22 protein-coding genes and 2 pseudogenes are annotated in these 25,314 nt (G+C 70.5%); 15 read left to right on the plus strand and 9 right to left on the minus strand.

What is annotated here, in order from left to right:
• Window positions 1–71: 71 nt before the first annotated feature.
• Window positions 72–833, plus strand: a complete 762-nt coding sequence (locus R2B38_RS18330; protein WP_318017201.1) for a PH domain-containing protein — start codon at window positions 72–74, stop codon at window positions 831–833.
• Window positions 834–878: 45 nt separating this feature from the next.
• Here the strand turns inward: R2B38_RS18330 and R2B38_RS18335 are convergent, their stop codons facing one another.
• Window positions 879–2,081 carry an epoxide hydrolase gene (locus R2B38_RS18335; protein ID WP_318017202.1) on the minus strand — a complete coding sequence of 401 codons (1,203 nt, stop codon included), beginning with the start codon at window positions 2,079–2,081 and terminating at the stop codon, window positions 879–881.
• Between the two features lie 61 nt (window positions 2,082–2,142).
• Between R2B38_RS18335 and R2B38_RS18340 the strand changes: the two genes are divergently transcribed.
• Both R2B38_RS18340 and R2B38_RS18345 read left to right on the plus strand, forming a co-directional pair.
• Complete coding sequence (locus tag R2B38_RS18340) at window positions 2,143–2,727, plus strand: CGNR zinc finger domain-containing protein (protein WP_318017203.1); 585 nt, start codon at window positions 2,143–2,145, stop codon at window positions 2,725–2,727.
• Between the two features lie 98 nt (window positions 2,728–2,825).
• Window positions 2,826–3,560: a response regulator transcription factor gene (locus R2B38_RS18345; RefSeq protein ID WP_318017204.1), complete on the plus strand. Its 735-nt coding sequence runs from the start codon at window positions 2,826–2,828 to the stop codon at window positions 3,558–3,560.
• Window positions 3,561–3,565: 5 nt separating this feature from the next.
• Here the strand turns inward: R2B38_RS18345 and R2B38_RS18350 are convergent, their stop codons facing one another.
• Window positions 3,566–5,407 carry an ABC transporter ATP-binding protein gene (locus R2B38_RS18350; RefSeq protein ID WP_318017205.1) on the minus strand — a complete coding sequence of 614 codons (1,842 nt, stop codon included), beginning with the start codon at window positions 5,405–5,407 and terminating at the stop codon, window positions 3,566–3,568.
• Window positions 5,408–6,779: 1,372 nt separating this feature from the next.
• A complete protein-coding gene (locus tag R2B38_RS18355) occupies window positions 6,780–8,603 on the minus strand; it encodes a bifunctional metallophosphatase/5'-nucleotidase (RefSeq protein WP_318017206.1) in 1,824 nt (607 codons plus the stop codon).
• 156 nt (window positions 8,604–8,759) lie between these two features.
• Between R2B38_RS18355 and mshD the strand changes: the two genes are divergently transcribed.
• Window positions 8,760–9,689, plus strand: a complete 930-nt coding sequence (gene mshD, locus R2B38_RS18360; protein ID WP_318017207.1) for a mycothiol synthase — start codon at window positions 8,760–8,762, stop codon at window positions 9,687–9,689.
• Between the two features lie 365 nt (window positions 9,690–10,054).
• Here the strand turns inward: mshD and R2B38_RS18365 are convergent, their stop codons facing one another.
• Window positions 10,055–10,366, minus strand: a complete 312-nt coding sequence (locus R2B38_RS18365) for an ATP-binding protein (protein WP_411978469.1) — start codon at window positions 10,364–10,366, stop codon at window positions 10,055–10,057.
• Here R2B38_RS18365 and R2B38_RS18370 point away from each other — a divergent pair.
• Window positions 10,292–10,615 (plus strand): annotated as a pseudogene (locus tag R2B38_RS18370) (Scr1 family TA system antitoxin-like transcriptional regulator); the annotation flags it as partial. The gene R2B38_RS18365 and the pseudogene R2B38_RS18370 overlap by 75 nt on opposite strands.
• Before the next feature lie 4 nt (window positions 10,616–10,619).
• Window positions 10,620–10,814 (plus strand): DUF397 domain-containing protein, encoded by a 195-nt coding sequence (locus R2B38_RS18375; protein ID WP_318017209.1) that lies wholly within the window; start codon window positions 10,620–10,622, stop codon window positions 10,812–10,814.
• A 12-nt stretch (window positions 10,815–10,826) separates the two neighbouring features.
• Here the strand turns inward: R2B38_RS18375 and R2B38_RS18380 are convergent, their stop codons facing one another.
• From R2B38_RS18380 to R2B38_RS18400, 5 genes are all read right to left on the minus strand, one after another.
• Complete coding sequence (locus R2B38_RS18380) at window positions 10,827–11,549, minus strand: ABC transporter (protein WP_318017210.1); 723 nt, start codon at window positions 11,547–11,549, stop codon at window positions 10,827–10,829.
• Window positions 11,549–13,081 (minus strand): ABC transporter permease, encoded by a 1,533-nt coding sequence (locus R2B38_RS18385; RefSeq protein WP_318017211.1) that lies wholly within the window; start codon window positions 13,079–13,081, stop codon window positions 11,549–11,551. Before R2B38_RS18385 ends, R2B38_RS18380 begins: the two co-directional genes overlap by 1 nt.
• Complete coding sequence (locus R2B38_RS18390) at window positions 13,078–13,938, minus strand: ABC transporter ATP-binding protein (RefSeq protein WP_318017212.1); 861 nt, start codon at window positions 13,936–13,938, stop codon at window positions 13,078–13,080. The genes R2B38_RS18385 and R2B38_RS18390 overlap by 4 nt, the downstream gene beginning before the upstream one ends.
• A gap of 65 nt (window positions 13,939–14,003) precedes the next feature.
• Window positions 14,004–14,843: a zf-HC2 domain-containing protein gene (locus tag R2B38_RS18395; RefSeq protein WP_318017213.1), complete on the minus strand. Its 840-nt coding sequence runs from the start codon at window positions 14,841–14,843 to the stop codon at window positions 14,004–14,006.
• Window positions 14,840–15,391: an RNA polymerase sigma factor gene (locus R2B38_RS18400; RefSeq protein WP_318017214.1), complete on the minus strand. Its 552-nt coding sequence runs from the start codon at window positions 15,389–15,391 to the stop codon at window positions 14,840–14,842. The genes R2B38_RS18395 and R2B38_RS18400 overlap by 4 nt, the downstream gene beginning before the upstream one ends.
• A gap of 133 nt (window positions 15,392–15,524) precedes the next feature.
• On the opposite strand from R2B38_RS18400, the gene R2B38_RS18405 reads away from it, so the two are divergent.
• The 9 genes and pseudogenes from R2B38_RS18405 (at window position 15,525) to pstS (ending at window position 25,249) form a co-directional block, all read left to right on the plus strand.
• On the plus strand, window positions 15,525–15,908 hold the full coding sequence (locus R2B38_RS18405; protein ID WP_318017215.1) for a GntR family transcriptional regulator: 384 nt from the start codon (window positions 15,525–15,527) through the stop codon (window positions 15,906–15,908).
• A pseudogene (locus R2B38_RS51330) lies at window positions 15,908–16,405 on the plus strand (ATP-binding cassette domain-containing protein); the annotation flags it as partial. The gene R2B38_RS18405 and the pseudogene R2B38_RS51330, both read left to right, overlap by 1 nt.
• A gap of 520 nt (window positions 16,406–16,925) precedes the next feature.
• Window positions 16,926–17,951, plus strand: a complete 1,026-nt coding sequence (locus R2B38_RS18415; RefSeq protein ID WP_318017217.1) for an ABC transporter permease — start codon at window positions 16,926–16,928, stop codon at window positions 17,949–17,951.
• Window positions 17,948–18,745 carry a hypothetical protein gene (locus R2B38_RS18420; protein WP_318017218.1) on the plus strand — a complete coding sequence of 266 codons (798 nt, stop codon included), beginning with the start codon at window positions 17,948–17,950 and terminating at the stop codon, window positions 18,743–18,745. Before R2B38_RS18415 ends, R2B38_RS18420 begins: the two co-directional genes overlap by 4 nt.
• Window positions 18,742–19,692, plus strand: coding sequence for a hypothetical protein (locus tag R2B38_RS18425; protein WP_318017219.1), 951 nt, complete (start codon window positions 18,742–18,744; stop codon window positions 19,690–19,692). The genes R2B38_RS18420 and R2B38_RS18425 overlap by 4 nt, the downstream gene beginning before the upstream one ends.
• Window positions 19,693–19,957: 265 nt before the next feature.
• On the plus strand, window positions 19,958–22,192 hold the full coding sequence (locus R2B38_RS18430; RefSeq protein WP_033281345.1) for an RNA degradosome polyphosphate kinase: 2,235 nt from the start codon (window positions 19,958–19,960) through the stop codon (window positions 22,190–22,192).
• Window positions 22,173–23,285 (plus strand): CHAD domain-containing protein, encoded by a 1,113-nt coding sequence (locus tag R2B38_RS18435; protein ID WP_318017221.1) that lies wholly within the window; start codon window positions 22,173–22,175, stop codon window positions 23,283–23,285. The genes R2B38_RS18430 and R2B38_RS18435 overlap by 20 nt, the downstream gene beginning before the upstream one ends.
• A gap of 65 nt (window positions 23,286–23,350) precedes the next feature.
• Window positions 23,351–23,791: an NUDIX hydrolase gene (locus R2B38_RS18440; protein WP_318017222.1), complete on the plus strand. Its 441-nt coding sequence runs from the start codon at window positions 23,351–23,353 to the stop codon at window positions 23,789–23,791.
• A gap of 327 nt (window positions 23,792–24,118) precedes the next feature.
• Complete coding sequence (gene pstS / locus R2B38_RS18445) at window positions 24,119–25,249, plus strand: phosphate ABC transporter substrate-binding protein PstS (protein ID WP_318017223.1); 1,131 nt, start codon at window positions 24,119–24,121, stop codon at window positions 25,247–25,249.
• The last annotated feature ends 65 nt before the right edge of the window (window positions 25,250–25,314 follow it).

The following is a 25,314-nucleotide window of genomic DNA, read 5'->3' on the forward strand; positions in this document are numbered from 1 at the left end:
CGCCCCCTCCGCCTCCTGACAAGCACAGCTCGCCGACCTACCATCTACCCGTCCTACACGGGGGAGTTGGCATGGGCGACGACGTACACGAGCGCGGCATCGAGCGGGAGTACGGGCGACAGAGACGGGGACGGAACCGCAACGGGTGGCTCGTCTTCATGGGGATCGCCGTAGGGAACTCCGTCTACCGGATGAATCAGAACCCCAATATCCTCGGCCACCGGGCCCGGTTGGTCATCGACGCCCTACTGCTGTGGTTGTTCGTCTGGGCTCTGCTTGCCAGTTGGCGCCAGCGCACCTTCGTCACGGCGGACGGGATCGCCGTACGCGGAGCCGTCCGCACCCGGCGCCGGAGCTGGCACGACATCTACGACATCCGGGTCGAGCCCCGCCGCAACCAGCGCAGCGGCGACTCCCAGTGGCTCACCTTCCTCTACGGCAACGACGGCCGGCGCCTGCTGCTCCCGCACATCGACGACGGTCAACTCCCGGAATTCGGCGCCGAGATCGACGATCTGCGCGAGACGGCCGCCCGGCACCGCGGCATGGCCTGGGAGCGGCGGCCCGAGGTCGAGGAGCGGATCCGGCGGCAATCCGGTCACCGTAAGGCCTGGGAACGGGCCACCAGCGGCGCCCTGTTGGTCCTGCTGGCCATGTTCCTGGTCACGCTGTGGCAGGTGGTGACCGAACGGGACCCCGAGACGTTGCTGCTGCTCGTCTGCGTTCCGCTCGGCGCGTTCGCTCTCCTCGCCGCCCTCCTGCACTGGCGCTGGGAGTCCCAAGTCCCGCCCCCCGGCCGCGACTTCCGGGCGCAGCCCCGGCCCCGGCTCTAGCCGTACGACCTCCAGCCGTACGACCTCCAGCCGTACGACATCGACTCAACTCACCGACCTGAAGAACTCGGTGATGTCCTCGGCCAGCAACTCCGGTTCCTCGTGGGCCGGGAAGTGACCGCCTCGCGGCATCGTCGTGTACCGGGTGAGGTGGTACTTGCGTTCCACGAAGCCGCGAGGGGCGGGGGTGCCGGCGCCGAGGTTGGCGGGGAACAGGGCCAGGGCGGTTGGTACCTCCACCCGGTCCAGCTTCGGGATGAGGCCCTGGCCGGACGCGTAGTAGGGGATGAACGACGTCCCGATCGTGTTCGTGAACCAGTACAGCGACGCCTGGGTGAGAAGGAAGTCGTCCGTGAAACGGGTCGAGAGGTTCCCTCCGCAGTCGCTCCAGGAGCGGTACTTCTCCACCATCCAACCCAGCAGGCCCGACGGGGAGTCGCTCAGGCCCTGGGCCAAGGTCAGTGGGCGGGTGCGTTGTTGGTGGGCGTACGCGCCCTCTTCCTGGGACCAGGCGCCGAAGGCGGCCAGGTACTCCCGTTCCTCGTCGGTCAGTTGGGCGGAGGCGGGGTCCGGGGGTGTGCTCAGGATGTCCAGCAAGTGGATGCCGACCACGCTCTCGGGGTGGGCATGACCGAGGCGCGCCGTGATCCCCGAACCCAGGTCCCCACCGTGCGCGCCGTAGCGCTCGAAGCCCAACTCGTCGTGCATCAGGCGGTGCCACAGTTCGTGGGTGAGCGGTGACTTGTCCGTCAGGCCAGGGGGCGGGGACGAGAACGTGAAGCCCGGGAGGGACGGCACGATCACCGTGAACGCGTTCCTCGGATCACCGCCGTAGCGCGACGGGGTCGAGAGCCTCCGCGCCAGTTCGACCAGCTCGTAGAACGTGCTCGGCCAGCCGTTGGTCAGGACCAGCGGCAGGGCGCCCTCACGTTCGGCGTCGAAGCGCAGGTAGTGCACGGTCATGCCGTCGATCGCGGCGAAGTGGGACGGGAGCTCGTTGATCGCGGTCTCGTGTGCGCGCCAGTCGTAGCCGTCGGCCCAGTACTCGGTCAGGCGCCTCAGCTCTTTGGCGTCGGTGCCCGCCTGCCACTCGGCCACGGGCCATGGTTCCGCCCACCTCGTCCCGCGCAGGCGGGCCCGCAGCTCGTCGAGGTCCGCGTCCGGCACCTCCAGCAAGGGGCCGGGGATGGTGTCCGTCGTCGGGGTCTGCCCTGAGGTCGTCCATGAGGTCGTCCATGTTTTCGACACCTTTAAAACGTATAGCCGGTGTCGAGCGCCGTCAACACCGGCTTCGCGGTACGGTGGTGTCGTGAGTGATGGTGATGGCGTCGTAGATCTCGTCCTGGTCGAGCAGTTCCTCAACACGCTCGACGAAAGATCCTTCAGCTGGCACGGGGAGCGGCACACCGGCAACGATGAACTGACCTCCGTCCAGGGCCTGTTGGCGTGGCTGGAGGCGCATGGGCTGGCCGGCTCGGGGCAGGAACCGGGGCCGTCCGATCTGGCCGCCGCCCGCGCGCTCCGTGCCGGTCTGCGGGATGCCCTCACCAGCGGAACCGACGACGCCGACAGCTCGGACAACTCCGACGGTGCCGACCGCGCCAAGACCGCTCGGGCCCTCGCCCCTTTCCCCCTGGTCCTGGCTCCGGACGCGGACGGCGGCGGGCTGCGTCTCGTCGCCGACAGCGGTACGCCCGGCCTCGACACCATCGTGGAGACGGTCGCCGCGAGCGTCGCCGGTGGCCGCTGGAGTCGTCTGAAACTGTGCGCCTCGCCGGACTGCCGCTGGGCCTTCTACGACACCTCGCGCAACGGCGGCGGCCGCTGGTGCTCGATGGACGCCTGCGGGAACCGGAACAAGACCCGTGCCTACCGTCGCCGCCACGCGGACTGAGGAGACCCCCCTCGCCCGTCAGCCCTCAGCCCTCAGCCCTCAGCCCTCGCATAACCAACTGCCAGCCCTGCCACAGGCGTTCGTCCCACCGTGTCGGCATGGCGCCGAAGATTCTCCTGGCCGACGACGACGAAGACGTGCGGGAAGGGATCGGCAGGCTGCTCCGGTACGAGGGGTACGAGACCGTCCTCGCCGGGGACGGGCGTACCGCGCTCGATCTGCTCGGCGTATCCCCCTGTGTGCCGGACGGCGCCGCCGCGCCCGACCTCGTGCTGATGGACGTCACCATGCCCGAGCTGGACGGACTCGCCGCCACCCGGCGCATCCGGGCCTCCGGGTCCACCGTGCCGATCCTGATGATCACCGGGCGGGACGCGGTCGGCGACCGTATCGTCGCCCTCGACAACGGTGCCGATGACTACCTGAGCAAACCGTTCGCCATCGAGGAACTCCTCGCCCGCGTACGGGCGTTGCTGCGCCGCAGTACCCAACACGCCCCCGCGATCGACGTATCGCCCGAGCTCGAACGGCTCGTCTTCCAGGATCTCGTGATGGACCTGCGTACCCGTACCGTCACCCGTGACGGACGGCCGCTCGATCTCACGCGAACCGAATTCCTGTTGCTGGAGCACCTGTTGAGGCATCCGGGCGCCGCGCTCACCCGGTCCCAGATCCACCGGCAGGTGTGGGGCTTCGACTTCGAGCCCGCGTCCAACACCCTTGACGTGTACGTCATGTACCTGCGCCGGAAACTGGAGAGCCGCGGCGAACCGCGGCTCATCCACACCGTGCGGGGGCTCGGGTACAGCCTCCGGGCCGCTCCGCCTGCCTGATCCGTCTACCTCTTCGGCAACCGCAGGATCATCGTCTCGTCCGGTGCCTGCGGCGGGACCGGGCGCAGGATCATCGTGTCCTCCGAACGATGCCGTCCCGTTCCCGTGATCGCCATCTCGGGGAGCGGACCCGCGAGTCGCGCGTACACACCGCCCCTTGAAACCAGCTCCGCGTGCGCGCCCGTCTCGACGAGACGTCCGCCGTCGACGACCAGGATGCGGTCCGCGTCCGGGGCCAGGCTCAGGTCGTGGGTGATCATGATGGTCGTACGGCCGGACATGAGGCGGCGCAGGGGCTGGATCACCTGGCGGGCGGCCACCGAGTCGAGGCCGGCGGTCGGTTCGTCCAGGACCAGGACCGGGGCCTCGCGGAGCATCGCCCTTGCGATCGCGATCCGTTGGAGCTGACCGCCGGACAACGCCGCCGTGCCGGGGGCGAGTTGAGTGTCGTAGCCCTCGGGGAGTGCGGTGATGAAGTCGTGCGCCGCCGCCGAACGCGCGGCCCGTTCGATGTCCTCGTCCGTCGCGCCGGGGCGGCCGCACTCGATGTTCTCGCGGACCGTGCCGTTGAGGATGAGGGTCTGCTGGGGGAGCAACGCGACGTTCTCCCGCAGGAATTCGAGGGGTACGTCGCGGAGGGGGACGCCGTCCAGGCAGATCACGCCCGCCGAGGGGTCGTAGAAGCGGGTGAGGAGTTTGGAGAGGGTGGACTTGCCCGCGCCGCTCTCGCCCGTGATGATCACCAGCTCGCCCGGGTCCGCCCTGAAGGTGACGTCGCTGACCGAGTCGCGGGTCGCGCCGGGGTAGGCGAAGGTCACGCCGTGGAAGCTGACCCAGCCGTGGACGGGCCAGGCGGGGACGGGTTCGCGGGGGTCGCCGACGGACGGGGTGGCGTCCAGGATCTCGTTGATGCGGGCGGCGCCGGCCGTGGCGGCGGTGAGGGTGAGGCCGAGCTGGCCGAGGTTGCGGACCGGGGGGTAGAGGTAGCCGATGAAGGCCGCGAAGGCGAGGAGTGCGCCGAGGGTCATGCGGTCGGCGGAGATCTCCCAGACGCCGAGGCCGATCACCGACAGGACGCAGAGCGTCTCCACGACCTCCACGAACTGCTCGTACATCTCGCTGAGTCGGGCGCCGCGGACCGATGCCTTCATCCATGCGCGGGCTTCGACGTCGAGGCGCTTCTCCTCGTCCCGGCGGCGGTTGTACGCCTGGGTGAGGACCACGTTGCCGAGGGACTCCTCGACGACCGAGGTGATCGCGCCGTCCGCGACTCGTTCGTCCTGCGAGGCCTGCTTGATGCGGCCCGAGAAACGGCGGGCCGCGAGGAGGAAGAGGGGGGCGAGGACGAAGGTCGCGAGGGCCAGGTCCCAGCGGAGGTACAGGGCAGCGCAGGCGTAGAACACGGCTGAGAAAGCTGCCGAGATGGTGCCTACGACCCCGGACACGACCATCTGCTCGATGGCCTCGACGTCTCCGGTGAGGCGTTCGACGAGGTCGCCCTGGCGGTGCTTCTGGAAGAAGTGGGGCGGTAGGTCCTGGACGTGGCGGAAGACGTTCGCGCGCAGGCGCAGGACGAAGCGTTCGGCGGTCCAGGTGGCCAGGGAGTTGCCGAAGTAGCCGACCAGCGCGCCGAGTGCGGCGACGCCGAGCCAGGCCGCGGCCGGGCCCCAGAAGTCGGACAGCGAACCGGCCTTGAGGGCGTTGTCGGTGAGGTCCGCGAACAGCAGGATCGCGGCGGTCTCGGAGAGCGCCGACACGACGACGCACGCGATGATCACCGCGAGCCACTTGCGGTCACCGCGGGTCAGCGGCCAGAAACGGCGGAAGGCCTCACGGGCTTCCCTCATGGTCAACAACTCCCTTCAGAGCAGGCCTGGTTCAGTGGATGGCCGATGCGCGTCCATGGCCTGGACGTGGCCGAGGCGGGGCCACCGCAGCGAGTTCGCTCGCTAACCAGTGGCCCCGCCTCACGGGGTGCGGGATCAGCCCTTGTGGCCGACAGGGCGCTTCGGGGCGGGCTTCTTCGGCGCGGGCTTCTTGGGGGCCGGGGCCGGCTTGCGGTGCTTCTTGACGGGGACGATCTTGTGGAAGCTCATGGCGGGGTCCCTCCCGGTAAGTGCCGCCGTGCTGCGGCGAGTTGTGGGGTGGTGCGAGTACTGCGGGTGGTGCTGCGGGTGCTGCGGGTCTTCTACGGCCGGACCGGCGGCTTACTTGTGACCGACCGGACGACGCTTCGGGGCCGGCGCCGGCTTCTTCGGCGCGGGCTTCTTGGGGGCCGGAGCGGGCTTGTGGTGCTTCTTGACCGGGGCGATCTTGTGGAAGCTCATGGTGGGGTCCCTCCCGGTAAGTGCCGCGCTGGTGCGGCGGGTTGTGGAGTGGTGCGGGTGGTGCGGGTGGTGCGGGTGGTGCGGGTCTGCTGCGGGTGGCCGAGACGCTTACTTGTGGCCGACCGGGCGACGCTTCGGGGCGTGCGCGGGCTTCTTCGGCGCCGGCTTCTTGGGGGCCGGGGCGGGCTTGCGGGTCTTCTTCACCGGGGCGATCTTGTGGAAGCTCATGTCTGTGTCCCTCTCTGATGCGGCTACTGCGGTGTCTGCTGCGGTTCTGCAACAGTTCCTCTACCGATCTGCTGCAACTGCCTTTGATTTACTTCTGAATTACGCCTGTAAATTCTTTGTCAGCCTTTGTTGGCGACCGGGCGGCGCTTCGGGGCGGGCTTCTTCGGAGCGGGCTTCTTGGCTCCCGGAGCGGGCTTGCAGGACTTCTTGATGGGGTGAATCTTGTTGAAGCTCATGATTAATTCCCTCCCTGGTACGGATTTTTATGTGTGACTTACTTCGGCTTACTTGTGGCCGACCGGGCGGCGCTTCGGGGCCGGAGCAGGCTTCTTCGGGGCCTTCTTGGGGGCCGGGGCGGGCTTGTGGGCCTTCTTGACCGGGGCGATCTTGTGGAAGCTCATCGTGCTCTCCTTCGTCTCTTACGTCTTCTTGCGTCTTCTTGTCGTTTGCGCCGTTCGCTTTCGACATGGAAAACACTACTGGACTTCTGACGCAGGAAAAGCGATTTTCGCTAAGACCTTCCTGAGCAATCCCTGTGGAAGACTCTTATGGAATTTGCGGAACTGAACCGGGTCTTACACAGAATTTAGAACGGGAAAACAGAAGGAACCCGGTGCCGACCTACACGGCACCGGGCCCCTGAGCAGGGAAGAGCTGCTGACTGTTACTGCACGATCGTGATCCGGTTCGCCGCCGGGGGCGCCAGCGGGGCCGTCGCCGACGAGTTCGCCGTCAGGTAGTCCGCCAGCGCGGTCAGGTCGTCCGTGCCGACGAGGTCGCCGGTGCCCTGCCCCAGCGTCGTGAAGCCGTCACCGCCGCCCGCGAGGAAGCTGTTCGTCGCGACGCGGTACGTGGCCGCCGGGTCGATGGCGGAACCGTTGAGCTTGATCGAGTCCGTGACCACCCGGTCCGCGCCCGTCTTCGTCAGGTCCAGCGTGTACGTCAGCCCTGACGACACCTGGAGCACCTTCGGCGCCGCCGTGTTCGTGCCGCTCACCTGCTCCTTGAGCGCCTGGATCACCTGGGCGCCCGTGAAGTCCTGCAGGTTCACCGTGTTGGCGAACGGCTGCACCGTGAAGCCCTCGGCGTACGTCACCACGCCGTCGCCCTCGGCGCCGGTCGCCTTGTAGGTCAGGCCCGCCCGCACCCCGCCCGGGTTCATCAGCGCGAGGTCGGTCTCCGGGTCCAGCTTCTTGCCGTACGCGAGTTGGGCGTCGGCGATGAGGTCGCCCATCGGGGACTCGGTGCCGGTGCTGTTGACGTCACCGGAGATGTAGCCGATCGCGCGGTTGCCGATGGGGGCGGCGAGGGTGTTCCACTTGCCGATCAGGCTGGTCAGGTCGGCGGCCTTGGGCACGTCACGGGTGACGACGTGGTTCGCCGACTTGACCGCCGTACGGGCGATGTCGCCGGTGACGCGGTCGTACGTCAGCGTCGTGTCGGTGTAGAGACGGCCGAACGACGAGGCCGAAGTGACCATACGGGGCTTGCCACTTGGGTCGTCGATCGTGCAGACGTACGCGTTGTGGGTGTGGCCGGTGACGAGCGCGTCGACCGCCGGGGTGACGTTCTTCGCGATGTCGACGATCGGGCCGGAGATGCCGGAGCCGCCGCCGGACGCGTCGCAGTCGTAGTTGTAGGACGCGGAGGCCGGGAAGCCGCCCTCGTGGATCAGCGCGACGATCGACTTGACGCCCTGCTTCTGCAGCTCCTTGGCGTACTTGTTGATCGTCTCGACCTCGTCCTTGAACTGGAGGCCCTTGACGCCGTCCGCGGAGACGATGCCCGGGGTGCCCTCCAGCGTGACGCCGATGAAGCCGACCTTGACGCCGTTCTTCTTCCACACCCAATAGGGCTTCAGGATCGGCTTCTTGGTCTTCTCGTCGAGGACGTTGGCGGCGAGGTAGGGGAAGTCGGCGCCCTTGAACTTCTTGTCCGTGTAGCAGCCGTCGGTGGGGTGGCAGCCGCCGTTCTGGAGGCGGGCCAGTTCCTTCGCGCCCTCGTCGAACTCGTGGTTGCCGACCGAAGTGACGTCCAGGTCGAGCTTGTTGAGCGCCTCGATCGTCGGCTCGTCGTGGAACAGGCCCGAGATCAGCGGGGACGCGCCGACCATGTCGCCGCCGGCCGCGGTGATCGAATACGCCTTGCCCTTACGGGCGTTGCGCAGATGCGTGGCGAGGTACTCCACACCGCCCGCGTCGATCGTCTTCGTCGTGCCGTCCGCCTGGAGTTCGGTGACCCGGCCGGAGGAACCGGACGGGGGTTCCAGGTTGCCGTGCAGGTCGTTGAAGGAGAGGAGCTGTACGTCCTGGTAGCGGCTGGGCTTGGAGTTGTGCCCGTGGCCGCTACCCTTTCCGGTCGGGTTGCCGTGGGCGTCGGCGGGCAGTGCGGCCGCCAGCGCGCCCGCCGTGGCGAGGCTCACGGTGGCGGCGAGGAGTGCGGCGGTACGGCGTCTGCGCGGGCGGTTCGGCTGGGTCGTGGCTGGCATGAGCCCCCCTGTGTGTCGGCGTGTGTCGGCTGAGAAGGTCACCACTTTCCGGCGCAGCCTAGGGTCAACGCGCGTAGCGCGGCAGGGGGTTCTTGGTTACATCCTGGTTTCTTCTTTGCCGCCACTTTGCTGGGGGATCGGCTTACCCTCATACCCATGACCAGCGACGACACCGCACGGCCCGCGCCCGGCTCCCGTTCCATCGAGACCTACTCCGCGCTCTCCCCGGACCAGGGCGAGGCCGTCCTCGCGCTGATCGGCGAGGCCGCCAGGACCGACGGGCAGCCGGCGGTGTCCGAGCAGGGACGGTTGCGGATCCGGGGCGGCGAACGGGACGGCGTCTCGCATCTGCTGCTCACCCTGGGCGAAGAGCTGGTGGGCTACGCGCAGTTGGAGGACACGGACCCGGTGGAGGCACCGGCCGCCGAACTCGTCGTCCATCCCTCGCACCGGGGGCACGGTCACGGGCGAGCGCTCGGCGCCGCGCTGCTGGCCGCTTCGGGCAAGCGGCTGCGGGTGTGGGCGCACGGCGGTCACGCCGCCGCACGTCATCTCGCGCAGGTCCTCGGGCTCACGATGTTCCGTGAACTCCGGCAGCTGCGGCGGCCGTTGACCGACCTGGAGCTGCCGGATCCTGTGCTCGCGGAGGGGGTTTCCGTACGGACCTTCGTGCCCGGCGTCGACGACACGGCGTGGCTCGCCGTGAACGCGGCGGCGTTCGCCCATCACCCCGAGCAGGGGTCTCTCACCCAGCGGGACCTCGACGACCGCAAGTCCGAGGCGTGGTTCGACCCCGAGGGCTTCTTCCTGGCGGAACGGGCCGGTGAGCTGGTCGGCTTCCACTGGACCAAGGTCCACGAGCAGGAGCAGCTCGGTGAGGTCTACGTCGTCGGGGTATTGCCGGGTGTACAGGGCGGGGGGCTGGGCAAGGCGTTGACGACGATCGGCCTACGGCACCTTGCCGCGCGGGGGTTGCCCACGGCGATGTTGTACGTCGACGCGGACAACAAGGCGGCGGTGTCCGTGTATGAGCGGCTGGGGTTCACGACGTATGAGACGGACCTGATGTACCGCTCGGAGTCGTAACGGTTCGCTGCGCTTGCTTGGGTCGCGTGTGTCGGCCGGGGGGGCAACCGGGCTTCAGCCGTGCCCGCCCGGATGCGGCCCACGTGGGTCTTCACGGTCACCTCGGACAGCACCAGGCGGGTCGTGCCGGAGTGGCGAGGACGACAAGTGCGGGAACGGCGACCGCCCGACCGTGTACGCCGGACGGCGAGTCGGTCGTACTGATCCCCGAAGACATCCTCAAGGAGGCTGCCCGCGCCTGTGGATGGTTCTGGCCCTGTACTGCTGGACGGCAGAAGTGTGACACTTTCCGCGTGAGTGTCACACTTCTACGGGTCACCTCCTGGCGGTGAGCGGCCCGCCCGTCACTCAGCTTCGAAGCCCCCTCAAGCCGCAGCGAGTTCACACCGCACGAGCTTCCCCCGCCTGCCGTTCCGGGACAGCGGCTGCCAGCCCCACTGGTCGGCACAGGCCCGGACCAGCGCGAGGCCGCGACCGTCCTCCGCGTCGCCGAGTTCCTCCAACGCCCGTGGCGGCTCCGGCGGTTCAGGATCCGCGTCCCACGCCCCGAGCCGCAGCACCCCCGCCGACCAGCCCACCCGCAGGGCAGCGGGCCCCTTCGCGTGCAGTACCGCGTTGGCGACCAGATCGCTGCGCGGACCCAGATCGCCCGTGTCCTGGAACTCTCCGAAGCCCACCACGTCACCGTGCGTGTCATCCCCTTCGACCTGAACGGCTTCGGCGGGGCCGGAAGTGCCATGGTGTACGCGGGCGGCGCGGTCCCACAGTTGGACACGGTGGTACGTGACGGCCCCAACGGCCCCGTTTTCATCGACTCCGAGGCCCAGCTCAACCGCTATCGAGCCCTCTTCCGTAGGGTGGAAGCGGTGTCACTTGAGCCCGAGCGTTCGCATGCCTTCATCCACAGGCTGGCGAAGGAGCTGTGACCGCATGATCACCCCTGGCATATGGCAGAAGTCATCGTTCTCCGGGGGCGGCCAGGGCGACGCCTGCGTGGAGGTCGCCCACCGCCACCCGCTCATCGCCATCAGGGACTCCAAGGTCCCGACCCGCGCCACCCTCACCTTCCCCACCCCCACCTTCACCGCCTTCGTAGAGGCACTGAAGGAGAACCCCGGGCCCTGAACCGCCTCGTCCTCAGACGCCGGACAGGCCGGACCCAGCCGACCGGGTGGGGATCACCCGCCTGCGCTTCACCGGTTCCGGTCCGCACGCCGCCCACACCAGCGCCGCACCCACCAGCACCATCGCCCAGTGATCGTGGCCCACCCCCCACTGCTTCTCCACCGGGGTGACGTACATCCCCCAGTCGTTGGGGAGGGCGAGGGGCGACACCAGGGCGACGACCAGGAACCCGGCGGCCACGCGCTGACCCGGTTCCGGTTCCGCCGTGAAGCGGAGGGCCGCTGCCGCCGCCGCGAGGGCGAGGACCGCCGACGCTGCCGCCTCCAGGGTCATGTCCCCCACCGGAGGGCGGATCTTCGACGGGATCAGCAGGACCGCCGCGGTCCACCAGGCCGCCGCGAACGGGGCCACCAGTGCCACCCGCAGGGTCGTGCGGAGCATGCGGCGGGTCGGTACCGCGGACGTCAGGTCGCGGGCCGGGTCGTCCAGGACGAAGGCCAGGCCCAGGGCGAAGGTGAGGGACGCGGCGCGCAGGGCGATGAGCGCGGACCACTGGTCCGGGTCGTCCGAGAGGAGGCGGGGCAGCGCCGCTATCAGCAACGCCACCGCTGCGGTCGCGCCCAGCGCCCTTACCGGGAGGGCTCGCAGGACCGGTCGGATCAGCTGCCCCAACACCCTTGCCGTAGAAGGAGGTTGGGCTCCCGCCTGCTCGGTCTCCGCGCTCCCTCTCGTCATCACTCGCACTTGTCAGCCCCACCGGGAGCCTTGACGCCCAGCAGCTGAGCGACCTTTGCCGTCGTCACCTTCGGGGACGTCAGTTCGGCCCAGTGCGCCTTCACCTTCGGGGTGACCGTGGACGGGCCCGCCGCGAGCAACTCCCTTACGACGCTGGTCTGTCCGGCCGTCATGGTCATTCCGTTGGTCGGCGACAGGACGGAGGCGGAGCCGGTCACGCTGTCGTCCAGGCGGACCGCGCGGAGCTCGGTCACCGGGTCGGACGTCCAGCCCAGGGCCAGCCACATGATGGTGACCATGCGGCCGTCGCACACGTCACCGCCGGCCTTCTCGTTGCCGAGGACCAGTACGGAGGCGACCGCGGCGGAGAACTCCGGTGTCCGGGGTCCGCCCCACATCGTGCGGACGGTGACCTGGTTCGGTGTGGTGGACGGGTCGATCGCGCCGTCGGCCTCCATGCCGTAGCGGGCCTCGACCCGTTGCCGTACGAGCAGCTTCTGGGTCTGTGCGGTGCCGCCCGCGAGGGACTGGACGTGGTCCGTGACGTCGGCCCATGTCGTCGTCCTGGGGACCCACTCGGGGAACGCGCAGTACGTCGAACGGCCGTGCCGGACGCAGGACTGGACCTTCTGCGGGTTGAGCGTGGCCACCGTGCGGGCCGCGGTCATCTCCGAGGAGACGCCGGCCGCCTGGCCGACTCCGCCGACCACGCCGAGGGCGATCGCTCCGGCCAGCGAGCCCGCCAGTACCGTCGTCGCCGTCTTCGTCCGGCCCTTGCTGATCAGTACCGCGAGCAGGGCGAGGGCCAGTGCCAGGCCTGTCAGGTAGAGGGAGTGCGCGACCGCCGGGCGGCCGATCAGGTCGGAGGGGATCGTCTTGGTGCTGCCCTCGCCCACGACCGGGGGCAGCCAGGCCGTGGCACCGCCGCCGCCGATCGAGACCGGCGCGAGGACGGAGAACACGAGGAGCAGCACCGCGGCCACCGGGATCGCGAACGGCTTCGGCACCAGCCTCGCCATCAGCAGGCCGATCGCCCCGCACAGCAGCACGCACAGGGGGCCCACCAGCAGCTCGCCCACCGAACCGTGGCCCACCGCCGTCGACTTGACCGCCTGCCAGCCGAACTGGGCCGCCACGCCCAGCACGACGAGTCCGGTCACCGGCAGAATCGACAGCGCGTGGGCTGCCGTACGGCGCCACGGTTCGAGGACCAGGACCCCGAACAGCCGTTCCGTGTCGTGCCGTTGGGAACGCAGGACGGCCTGGTTGACGCAGAGCAGGACCGCGAAGCCGACCAGCAGCGGGCCCGTCTGGGTGGCGCGGTCGACGTCCTGGAGGGCCGGATAGCCGGACCAGTCGTTCCTGGTGCGCCACACGATCCAGGCGACGTAGGCCGCCAGCATGAACAGCACCGGGATGCGGAGGAGGAGTTTGCGGGACTCGAAGCGGGCCAGGGCGAAGATCGCCTGCCAGGACTGGCGGGCGGGTGCCGTGTGCGTCTCGGCGGGGGTCAGGGTCAGTACGGTGCTCATGCCGTCGCCTCCGCGTGCATGCCGTCGAGGGTGAGCAAGTAGCCATCCTCCAGGGTGGGTTCGGCCAGTTCGGCGCCGGGCGGCGGGTCGCCCACGTTGCGGAAGACGCCCAGGCCGGTGCGCCAGCCCGCCTTCGCGTCGGGGTCGCGTTCCGAGCTGCTCCACACGCGGCCCGCGGCCCGTGCGGTGAGTTCGGCCGGGGTGCCGTCGAAGCGGACGCGGCCGGCGGCCATGACGACGACGCGGTGGCAGAGCATCGCCACGTCCTCGGTCTGGTGGGTGGAGAGGAGTACGGTTCGCCCCTCCCCCGCGCGGGCGATCAACTCCCTGAAGCGCATGCGCTGTTCGGGGTCCAGGCCGACTGTCGGCTCGTCCAGGACCAGGAAGCCCGGGTCGCCCACCAGCGCCGCCGCGAGCGCGACCCGCTGGCGCATACCGCCGGACAGCTTCTTGATGCGCTTGCCGCGTACGTCGGAGAGGTCGACCTCGGCCAGCACGCGCCTCACCTCGGTGTGGCGGGCGGTGCGGTCGGTCAACTCCTTGAGGATCGCCACGTAGTCGACGAAGTCGAAGGCCGTGAAGTCGGGGTGGAAACCCGGGGTCTGCGGGAGGTAGCCGAGCACGCGCCGGGTCTCCTGGCGGCCCGCGGGCGTACGGGGGTCGTGGCCGAGGACGGTGAAGGCGCCCTCGTCGGCGGGGGTCGCGGTGGCCAGCACCCTCAACAGGGTTGTCTTTCCGGCACCGTTGGGGCCCAGCAGGCCGGTGACGCCTTCGGTGAGCCGCAGCGACACGTCGTCGAGGGCGGTCGTCAGGCCGTAGCGCAGGCTGAGCCCGGCCGCGGAGACGGTGGTGGTCATGACGTACTCCAGTCAGGAAGTGGCATGAAGAAGTAGTGCGAAATGGTGTGAAGTCGCTTGAGAGATCAGGCCGTTGGGCGGAAGCCCGGGGTCTTCGTGTCGAAGCGGTCGCGGGCCAGGTAGAGGAGGCCCGCGGCGAGGGCCGCCACCGCCGCTGCCACCGTCTGGCCGGTCGCGGTGAAGGGGGCCAGCGTGCCGCCGTGCGTCGCTCGCGCGTGGGCGATCACCAGCAGGGCCGTCCAGGCCCCGCCGACCACACCCGGCGCGAGGACCGGGCCCAGGCGCGGGGTCAGGGCGAGGCTCGTCGAGGTGAGGGCCAGCGCGGGGAGCAGCCAGGCCAGGGCGGCGAGGCCGTATCCGGGCAGGGCCAGGGTCGCGAGGCCGTTGAGGCCAAGTCCCGCCACCAGTACGGCGGTTGTGCGGATCATGAGCAACTTGAAGCCGTGCATCGGGGCTACGACCGTCATCTCGTACGTCGGGTCGAGCACCGGGCCGTACGCCATCGCCACGCCCGCGAGCGGCAGCAGCGGGGCGAGGGCGAGGAAGACGTCGGGCGACGCGACGTTCGACGCGTCGGTCACCAGGACCGTCATCACGAGCAGCAGGGCCACCGCGCCGAACCACGAGCGGCGCAGTACCGGTGTCGCCGCGAGGAGGCGTGCCGTGTGGTCGGCCACGCCGATCCGGACGAGGAGGGATTCCGCCAACCCCCTTCTGGGGGCGTCGAGTTCGGCGTCGAGGCGTGCCCAGCCCGCGTCGAGGGCCACCGGGTCGGTGACCGACGCCAACAGGGCCCTGCATTCGGCGCACTTGGCGAGGTGGGTGTCGGCGGACCAGAGCAAGGGCGGTGCCAACTCGCCCCGCGCATAGGCGCGTACGTCGTCTTCGGCCACATGCCAGGTCATGCCAGCTCCTCCCGCAGTTGCTTACGGGCCCGCATGGCCCGTGTCTTGACCGTGCCGGCGGGGATGCCCAGCAGCACGGCGGCCTCCCGGGTGGTCAGCCCGTCGATCACGGTGGCCTGGAGGACCGCCCGCAGCTCCGGCGAGAGCCGGACCAGGGCGCCGGCGAGGTCCCCGTGCTCCACCCCCGCGAGCACGCGCTCCTCCGCCGACGCCTCGTCCCGGTGCCGCAGCCGCGCCAGCGCCTGCCGCAGCCGGCCGCGCGCCCCGTCGCCGCGCAGCACGTCGATCAGCCGCCGCGACCCGATCCGCCACAGCCACCCGGCGGCGTCTTCGGAGAAGCCGTCCTCGCGGTAGCGCGCACTGCCCCGCCACACCGCGAGAAACGTCTCCTGTACGACGTCGTCGACCATCCCGGCGTCGGCGCACCGGCCGCGCAGCCGCGCGGTCAGCCACGGCGCGTACCGCCGGTACAGCTCCTCGAACGCGCGCCGGTCACCGTCCGCCGCGATGGCCCGCAGCAGCTCCCCGTCGCTTTCCGTATCCCTCACGTCTCCTCATCGCACGAGCCCCGCCGATCGGTTCACGGACCGGCACATCGATCTCCATCGATCTCACTTGACTTTCTCAGCCCTCCTGCACCACCCTTTCACTACTCAATTAGTGAAAGGGTGATGGAACCCAGTGGTCGAGTACCGCATCGACCGGCACAGCGGCGTGGCCACCTACGTACAGATCGTCCAGCAGACCAAGCAGGCCCTGCGCCTCGGAATGCTGGAGCCCGGCGACAAACTGCCGACGGCCCGCGAGGTCGTCGAGGCCACCGCCATCAACCCGAACACCGTCCTGAAGGCCTACCGCGAGCTGGAGCGCGAAGGACTGGTCGAGGCCCGGCGCGGTCTCGGCACCTTCATCCGCAAGGGGCTGAGCACCACGCCCGCCGACTCGCCCCTCCGCCTCGAACTCGACGACTGGGCCGCGCGGGCCCGGGAGGCCGGCCTGGGCCGGGACGACGTCGCCGCGCTCTTCACCGCCGTACTCGAGAAGCACTTCCAAGGAGAAGACTGATGACAGGCACCGCCGCGATAGAGGCCGCCGCTCTCGGCAAGCGGTTCGGCCGGCGGGGAGGGTGGGCCCTGCGGGACTGCGCCTTCCGGCTGCCCGCCGGGCGCGTCTGCGCGGTCGTGGGACCGAACGGCGCGGGCAAGTCCACGCTCCTCGCCCTGACCGCCGGACTGCTCGCCCCGACCGAGGGCACGCTGTCCGTCCTGGGCACGGCGGCGGGCACGGCCCGCGAGCGGGTCGCCTACGTCGCGCAGGACAAGCCCCTCTACCCGCAGCTCACCGTCGCCGAGACGCTGCGCATGGGCGCCGACCTGAACACCGACCGCTGGGACGCCTCCGTCGCCCAACGCGTCGTGACGGACGGGGACTTGAACCCGAAGTCCCGCATCCGCACCCTCTCCGGCGGCCAGCGCACCCGCGTCGCGCTCGCCCTCGCGCTGGCCAAGCGGCCCGAACTGCTGCTCCTGGACGAGCCGATGGCCGACCTGGACCCGCTGGCCCGGCACGAGATGATGGGCGTCCTCATGGCGCAGGCCGCCGAGTTCGGCACCACGATCGTGATGTCCTCGCACGTCGTGGCCGAACTGGAGGACTCCTGCGACCACTTGCTGCTGATCGGCGGCGGCCGGGTCCGCCTCGCCGGGGAGATCGACGAGCTGCTCGCCGCGCACGTCCGTGTGTCCGCGCCCGCGGACACGGCCCTCGACCCGCACACGGTCGTCGAGTCGCGCACCACAGGCCGCCAGCTCAGCGCCCTGGTCCGCCCGTCGAGCCCGCTCGACACCGACTGGCGCACCAGCACGCCCTCGCTGGAGGAGCTGGTCCTCGCCTATCTGCGCAACCCGGAGGCCGGCGCCGCCCCCGCCGCCAGGACCGAGGAGACCGTCGCGTGAGCGCCCCGGCGACCCCGCACCCTCGGGAAGCCGGGGTCATTTCTAACCACTCACACGCCAGCACAGTGGTTAGTTTCACCCCCAGCCTCCAGCACCCACCCACCACCGACACCCGGGAGACCGCCGTATGACCGCCCTCGCCACACCGCCGGTCATCGCGCGCCGGAACGGATCACCTCACCTGCTCCGCTGGCTGATCCGCCTGCACCGGCCCGCCTTGGCCGCCTGGGTCGTGTTCGTACTCGTCCTGGCCGGCCTCCTGCTGTGGCTGGGCGGGCCGCTCACCGACGCGTCGGCCGCCGCGTGGCATCAGTACAAGGCCTGCTCGGCGCCGGCCCCCTGCACCTACGACGCGAGCGCGATCGGCCGCTACAAGGACTGGTACACCTACACGACCATCGCGGTCGTCACCGTCCCCCTCCTGGTGGCCGCCTGGTCCGGCGCGACGCTCACCAGCCGCGAACTGGAGCACGGCACCGCGCAGTTGGCGTGGACCCAGTCGGTCACCCCGGCCCGCTGGCTCGCCGCGAAGCTCGCCCTCCCGGCCGTCCTGATCGCCGTGGGCTCCGGACTGCTGGTCGGGCTGCACCACTGGGCGTGGTCGAGGAGCCAGGGCCGGATCGACACCGCCAAGAGCTGGTACGACGTCGGCACCTACGCCGCCAACGGCACCGCCACCGCCGCCCTGGCCCTGGCCGCCCTGGCGATCGGCGCCCTCTTCGGCCTGCGCAAGCCCAACTCCCTCGGTTCGCTGGTGGGTTCACTGTTCGGCACCGGGTTCCTGTGGAGCGTCATGGCCCTCGCCACGCCCCACCTGTGGCCCACGGTCACCCAGGTCAGCAGCCTCAAGCACGACCGCCCGGCGGGCTCCGGCATCGTCATCGAGCAGGGACTCGTCACCTCCACCGGCGCGCACATCGCCGACCCGCGGTGCGGAACCATCGACTACGCACCCTGCAAGGCCGTCTACGCCAAGCTCGACGCCGTCAGTTACTACAACGAGTACCACCCCCAATCCCACTACTGGCCCCTCCAGTTGACGGCCACCGCGATCATCCTCGCAGTCACCGCCGCCCTGACCCTGGCCGCGTTCCGCCTCCTCCAGCGCCAGACCGGCCCGACGACGCCCGCACCCAAGGCAGCCGCCGTATGACCACCCTCGCCATGAGCCCCACCGCCCGACCGCAGCGGGCCGTACTGCGGCTGCACCGGCCCGCGTTGATCGTGTGGGGGGTGTTCCTGCTGCTCGCCGCGGGGGCGCTGCTCTGGGTGCAGGCCTCCCGGGTCCCCGCCGAACGGGCCGACCTGCACTACCAGTTGACCTGCAAGCCGTTCCCCGACTGCGTCCCGGACACGTACTTCGTCCTCACCGACGTCAACAACGTCGTGAACTTCCTCGGCGAGGTGCTCAGTTACGTCTCCATAGCCGTGGCCGCCTGGGCGGGCGCCGCGCTGATCGGCCGCGAACTGGAGTCCGGGAACGCCCGGTTGGCCTGGAGCCAGTCCGTCACCCCGGCCCGCTGGCTGACCGCCAAACTCACCGCGGCCGCCGTTCCCCTGGCCGGCGGCACCACCCTGCTCGCCCTGCTCTTCGCCTGGGTCTGGACCACCGACCAGGACGTCCTGGTCACCAACTGGTCCTGGGACCGCGTCCTCGTCCCGGCCGGCCCGCTCGCCGTCGCCCTGGTCCTCTTCGCCCTGGCCGCCGGCACGCTCGCCGGAGTCGCCCTCCGCCGCACCCTGCCCGCGCTCGCGACGGCCGCCGCCGTCACCTGCGCGGCGCGGTACTTCTTCGGCCGCAAGTGGGACAACATCTGGCCCGACCGCCACTTCTGGCCGGTCCAGCTCACCGCCACCGCCGTCCTGCTCGCCCTCACCGCCCTCGCCCTCACCGCCGCCTACGCCCTGCTCGGCCGCCGTACGCGCATCAAGGGAGCCGCCGTATGACCGCCCTGGCCACCGCCCCGACGGCACACCCGAGACCGGCCCGTCCGTGGCGCTCGGTGCTGCGGCTGCAGCGCGGCCTGGTGATCGTCTGGTCCATGCTCTTCACCGCCGCCGCCGGCGCCCTGCTGTGGGCCTACGGCCCCGGGGGGAACGCCGCCGCGGCCGACTGGAAGCGCAAGTGCGGCCCCCACGGGTGCGACTGGAGCGCCCCGATCACCAACTACCACCTGGCCCGTGCCGCCGCCGAGTTCCTGATCGGCATCACCCCCTACGTCGCCGCCGCCGCGGCCGGCGCGCTCATCGGCCGCGAGCTGGAGAACGACACCGCCCGCCTCGCCTGGACCCAGTCCGTCTCCCCGACCCGCTGGCTGGCCACCAGCCTCGCCGTGCCCGCCGCCCTGCTCACCGCCGGCACCACCGTCCTGGTCCTGCTGCACCGGCTGCTCTACGACGCACACCAGGTGCCGGTCACCTGGCACTGGTGGAGTGACGGGACCTTCGACGCCAACGGCACCATCGCCCTCGCCTACCCCCTCCTCGGCCTGGCCCTCGGCGCCCTCGCGGCCCTCGTCCTGCGCCGCACCGTCGCCGCCCTCGGCCTCGCGGCGATCGCCATGGCACTCGTGCACGCCGTCCTCGGTGTCGCCCGCCCGCACCTGTGGCCGTGGGTGACCCGCACCGGTTCCGTGAGCACCGGCTACAACGCGCCGCCGAACGTCCTCCTGGGCGACCAGGGCGCCATCACCGCCACGGGCGCCCATGTCTCCGACACGTACTTCACCGACCGCGTCTGCGCCAAGGCGTTCGATGTCACCGGCTACTACGTCGACTACCACCCCGCCTCCCACTTCTGGCCCCTCCAGCTCATGGAGACCGGCATCGTCCTCGCCACCGCCGCCCTCGTCCTCGCCACCGCCTTCACCCTCCTGCGCCGCCGCACAGCCTGACCGGATCCCCCCTCCCCGCGGCTCCCACGCATCCGTTACGTTCTTTTCCGTGCCGTAGACGTCCGGGAGCCGCCCCCCGATATCCCGCACGCCATGTCGCCGTAACCAACGGTTCAGACGGGCTTGCGAGGCTCGGCGAATGAAGCCCGCTGTGCCAGAGCCTTCGCCGCCTCCCGAGGTGAACGGGAGCAACGGGGCCGTCCTCCCGCTCCTTCCGGCGCTCTCCGACGCGCCCGTATCACCGGTGGCGCGGAACAATGGGCACATGAGCAGCCAGCCCAACGCCCAGGCACAGGTCCAGCACGCGCAGCCCTCCGTGGGCTCCATAGCCGCGCACCGCCCGCACACCGTGTCGGCGGCGGTCTCCGATCTGGAACCCGACATCGACGCCGACCTCGACGAGTACGAGGAGTCGCCGTACGACGGGCCCCAGCTTCCGCAGGGCCGCTTCCTGGACCGGGAGCGCAGCTGGCTCGCGTTCAACGAACGGGTCCTGGAGCTCGCCGAGGACCCGAACACCCCGCTGCTGGAGCGGGCGAACTTCCTCGCGATCTTCGCCAGCAACCTGGACGAGTTCTTCATGGTCCGGGTGGCAGGACTGAAGCGCCGTATCGCCACCGGTGTCGCCACGCGTTCCGCGTCCGGCCTGCAGCCGCGCGAGGTGCTGGAGATGATCTGGGCCCGCTCGCGCGAGCTCATGGCCCGGCACGCCGCCTGCTACCACGAGGACATCGCCCCGGCGCTGGCGGAGGAGGGCATCCACCTGGTCCGCTGGAACGAACTGACGGAGAAGGAGCAGGCCCGCCTCTTCACGCTGTTCCGGCACCAGATCTTCCCGGTGCTGACCCCGCTGGCCGTCGATCCCGCGCACCCGTTCCCGTACATCTCGGGTCTCTCGCTGAACCTCGCGGTCGTCGTACGGAACCCGGTCACCGGACACCGCCACTTCGCGCGCGTGAAGGTGCCGCCGCTGCTCTCCCGCTTCCTGGAGTCCTCGCCGGGCCGGTACGTCCCCCTGGAGGACGTCATCGCCGCCCATCTGGAGGAACTCTTCCCGGGGATGGAGATCCTGGAGCACCACGCGTTCCGGCTGACCCGCAACGAGGACCTGGAGGTCGAGGAGGACGACGCCGAGAACCTGCTCCAGGCCCTGGAGAAGGAGCTCATGCGGCGCCGCTTCGGGCCGCCGGTGCGCCTGGAGGTCGAGGAGTCCATCGACCGCGAGGTGCTGGACCTGCTGGTGCGCGAGCTGAAGATCAGCGAGGCCGAGGTGTACCCGCTGCCGGGTCCGCTCGACCTGACCGGGCTGTTCCGCATCGGCTCGCTGGACCGGCCCGAGCTGAAGTACCCGAAGTTCATCGCGGGCACCCACCGCGACCTCGCCGAGGTCGAGTCGGCCTCCGCGCCCGACATCTTCGCCGCCCTGCGCAACCGGGACGTGCTGCTGCACCACCCGTACGACTCGTTCTCCACGTCGGTGCAGCGGTTCCTGGAGCAGGCGGCGAACGACGACGACGTCCTCGCGATCAAGCAGACCCTGTACCGCACCTCGGGCGACTCCCCGATCGTCGACGCGCTGATAGAGGCCGCCGAGGCCGGCAAGCAGGTCCTCGTCCTGGTCGAGATCAAGGCCCGCTTCGACGAGCACGCCAACATCAAGTGGGCGCGCAAGCTGGAGGAGGCGGGCTGCCACGTCGTCTACGGCCTGGTCGGTCTCAAGACCCACTGCAAGCTGTCGCTCGTGGTCCGCCAGGAGGGCGACCTGCTGCGCCGCTACAGCCACGTCGGCACCGGCAACTACCACCCGAAGACGGCCCGCCTGTACGAGGACCTCGGCCTGCTGACCGCGGACCCGCAGGTCGGCGCCGACCTCTCGGACCTCTTCAACCGGCTGTCCGGCTACTCGCGCCGCGAGACCTACCGCCGGCTGCTGGTCGCGCCCAAGTCCCTGCGCGACGGCCTGATCGCCCGGATCAACAAGGAGGTCCAGCACCACCGTGCCGGGCGCCCCGCGTTCATCCGCATCAAGGTCAACTCGATGGTGGACGAGGCGATCATCGACTCGCTCTACCGCGCGTCCCAGGCGGGCGTCCCGGTCGACGTGTGGGTCCGCGGCATCTGCGCGGTGCGGCCCGGCGTCCCCGGCCTGTCCGAGAACATCCGCGTACGGTCCATCCTCGGCCGCTTCCTCGAACACTCCCGCGTCTTCGGCTTCGGCAACGGAGGCGAGCCCGAGGTGTGGATCGGCAGCGCCGACATGATGCACCGCAACCTCGACCGTCGGATCGAGGCCCTCGTCAGGGTCACCGACCCGGCCCACCGCGCCGCGCTCAACCGGATGCTGGAAACCGGTATGTCGGACACCACCTCGTCCTGGCACCTGGGCCCGGACGGCGAGTGGACCCGGCACGCGACCGACGCGGAGGGCCAACCACTGCGCAACGTCCAGGAGATGCTCATAGACGCCCGGAGGCGCCGGCGTGGCACAGCAACACCTTGACCCGACGGATCCCAAGGCCCGGGCCGTGACAGGTGACGCCCTCGCGGGCTACCTGCGCGGCCAGGCCACCGAGTTCCTCCGAGCCCTGCGGCTGCACCGGGAGACCGGCAACGGCCAGAACGGCACGGAGGACTCCGTCGACGCGGCGCGCGCCCTGCGCCACTCGGCCCGCCGGATCAGCGGCAGCCTGCACACCTTCCGTCCGCTGCTGGACGCCGACTGGTCCGAGGAGATGCGCCCCGAACTGGCATGGCTGTCGGGCACGTTGGCCCTGGAGCACGCGTGCGCGGCCCGGCTGGAGCGGCTGCTGCTGGCGCTGCACCGGCTCTCGGGCTCGGCGGCGTTCCCCGCCCAGTCGGCGGCCTCGGCGGTGGGCGGCCGGGTCACCGGCGCGGGCCGGGGCATCCCCGCGCCCGCCACCGCCGCCGGCCGCGGACCGGCCGCGGCCCCGACCGCCACCGCCGACCGCGGCAACCTCACCGTGGGCGCGGCCAAGGCGGGCGCCCTGCTGGAGCGCCAGCTGACCCTGGCCCGGACCCGGGCCCACTCCACCGCGCTCCAGGCGCTCGGCTCCTCCCGCTTCCACGCGGTCGCCGACAAGGTCGCCGTGCTGGCCAGCGAGGTCCCGCTGACCCCGGCCGCGGCCACGGCCGACCTGCGCCCGCTGACCGCCGCCGCCGGGGAGCGGCTCACCGACGCGGTCACCGCGCTGCCCCTGGTCACCGCCGGGCACCCGTACAACGCGGAGGCCCTCATCCACGGCCTCTCCCCCGACCCCGCCCCGCACCCCCAGGACGGCCCCTGGCACCAGGTCCGGCTGCTGCTGCGGCTGCACCGCTACGCCGGTGAGGTCCTGCACGGGGACGGCGCGCCCCTGGACGTACGCCTGCTGGCGGCCGGCCAGGCCCTCAATCTGCACCGGGACGCCTCGGAGGCGGCGGCCGCCGCCGCGTCGGCGGCCCGCACCCCGCGCATCGCCCCGGCGACCGCGTACGCGCTCGGCGTGCTCCACGCCGACCAGCGCCACGAGGTGGAGGCGGCCCGCTTCGCCTTCCAGCAGTCGTGGCAGAAGCAGGCGGTGGGCACCCCCTGACGCACCGCGGTGGGCACCCCTTGACGCCCTGAACGAACCCGCACGGAGGAGACGGTGAACGACCAGTGACTTCCACGCACGACACCACCGTCCAGGCGGCCGGCTGCGTCCTGTGGCGCCGCCCGTCCGCCGGAGCCCTCGAACTGGCGCTGGTCCACCGGCCCAAATGGGACGACTGGTCGTGGCCCAAGGGCAAGCTCAAGCGGGGCGAGACGTTCGAGGAGGCGGCCCACCGCGAGGTGCTGGAGGAGACCGGCTTCGCGTGCCGGCTGGGGACCCGGCTCCCGTCGGCCCAGTACCTCGACCACCACGGACGGCCCAAAGAGGTCCGCTACTGGGCGGCGGAGGCGACCGGCGGATCCTTCGCGCCCAACGACGAGGTCGACGTCCTGCTCTGGCTCACCCCGGACGAGGCCCACCGGCGGCTCTCCTACGAGCGGGACCGCGACCTGATCTCCCTCGCGCTCATGGCCGTCGGCACCGACGAGGACGGACGGGAGCCGTGAGGGGCTCGCGCGGTTCTCCCCGGTGGCCGCCCAGAACCGCCTCACCCAGCCGGGGGACGGCACCCTCGTGGACGCGCTCCCGACCGCTCCGTACCTGGCATAGTCCGGAATCAGCCCGTGTCCTCGACGTGAGCGTTCCGTGACCTAACCGCACCGCCCACAGGGGTTCACCCTCCGTTCACTTATGCCCATAGGCGCCTTCACCTGTTCTGCCTAATTTCGGCCTTACGCGATGCGAGCCGCGACCTGGGGGTCGCCACCCGCGTCACCCCGTCTTCGCACGCCGCCGTAATTCAGGACGGCGGCTCTCGGAAGGAACTCTTTCAAGTGAAGCTTCAGCGCATGAACCGGCGGGCCCTCACCCTCGGTGCTCTCGCCGTCTCCGGCGCCCTGGCCCTCACGGCGTGCGGCTCGGACGACAACGGCGGCTCCTCGAGCAGCAGCAGCTCGTCGGCGGCCAACGCCAGCTCCGCCAACTGCGGCACGGCGAAGAAGGGCCAGCAGCTCCTCGCCGACGGCTCGTCCGCGCAGAAGAACGCGATCGACGCGTGGGTCAAGGCCTTCAGCCAGGCCTGTGGCGTCCAGATCAACTACAAGGGCGGCGGCTCCGGCGCCGGCGTCACCTCCTTCAACCAGGGTCAGCTGGCCTTCGCCGGTTCCGACTCCGCGCTGAAGCCCGAAGAGGTCACCGCCTCCAAGAAGGTCTGCTCCGGCGGCCAGGGCATCGACCTCCCGATGGTCGGCGGCCCGATCGCGCTCGGCTACAACGTCCCGGGTGTCGACAACCTGGTCCTGGACGCCCCGACGCTCGCCAAGATCTTCGACAGCAAGATCACCAAGTGGAACGACGCGGCGATCAAGAAGCTGAACCCGTCCGCCACGCTGCCCGACCTCAAGATCCAGGCGTTCCACCGCTCGGACGAGTCCGGCACCACGGACAACTTCACCAAGTACCTGATCGCCACCACCCCCGCCAACTGGAAGTACTCCGGCGGCAAGGCCTGGCAGGCCAAGGGCGGCCAGTCCGCGGCCGGTTCCGCGGGCGTGGCCCAGCAGGTCAAGGCGACCTCGGGTGCCATCGGCTACTTCGAGCTCTCCTACGTCGGTGACGGCGTCAAGCCCGTCAGCATCAACACCGGCGCCTCGGCCCCGGTCGCGCCCAGCACCGACAGCGCGACCAAGGACATCGCCGACGCCAAGATCGTCGGCACCGGCTCCGACCTGAAGCTCCAGCTCAACTACAACACCAAGGCCGAGGGCGCGTACCCGATCACCCTGGTGACGTACGAGATCGTCTGCGACAAGGGCAACAAGGCCGACACGCTGCCCGCGACGAAGGCGTTCCTCACCTACATCGCCAGCGAGGAGGGCCAGAAGGTCCTCAGCACCATCGACTACGCGCCGATCCCCGACGCGATCATCACCAAGGTTCGCAGCACCATCGCGAGCATCAGCTAGTCCGAGTGTGCGGCCGGGTCCCGGACAGGGACCCGGCCGCACCGTCCGGTGCACCGCCGCCACGG

The organism is Streptomyces sp. N50, assembly GCF_033335955.1.
GTDB lineage: Bacteria > Actinomycetota > Actinomycetes > Streptomycetales > Streptomycetaceae > Streptomyces.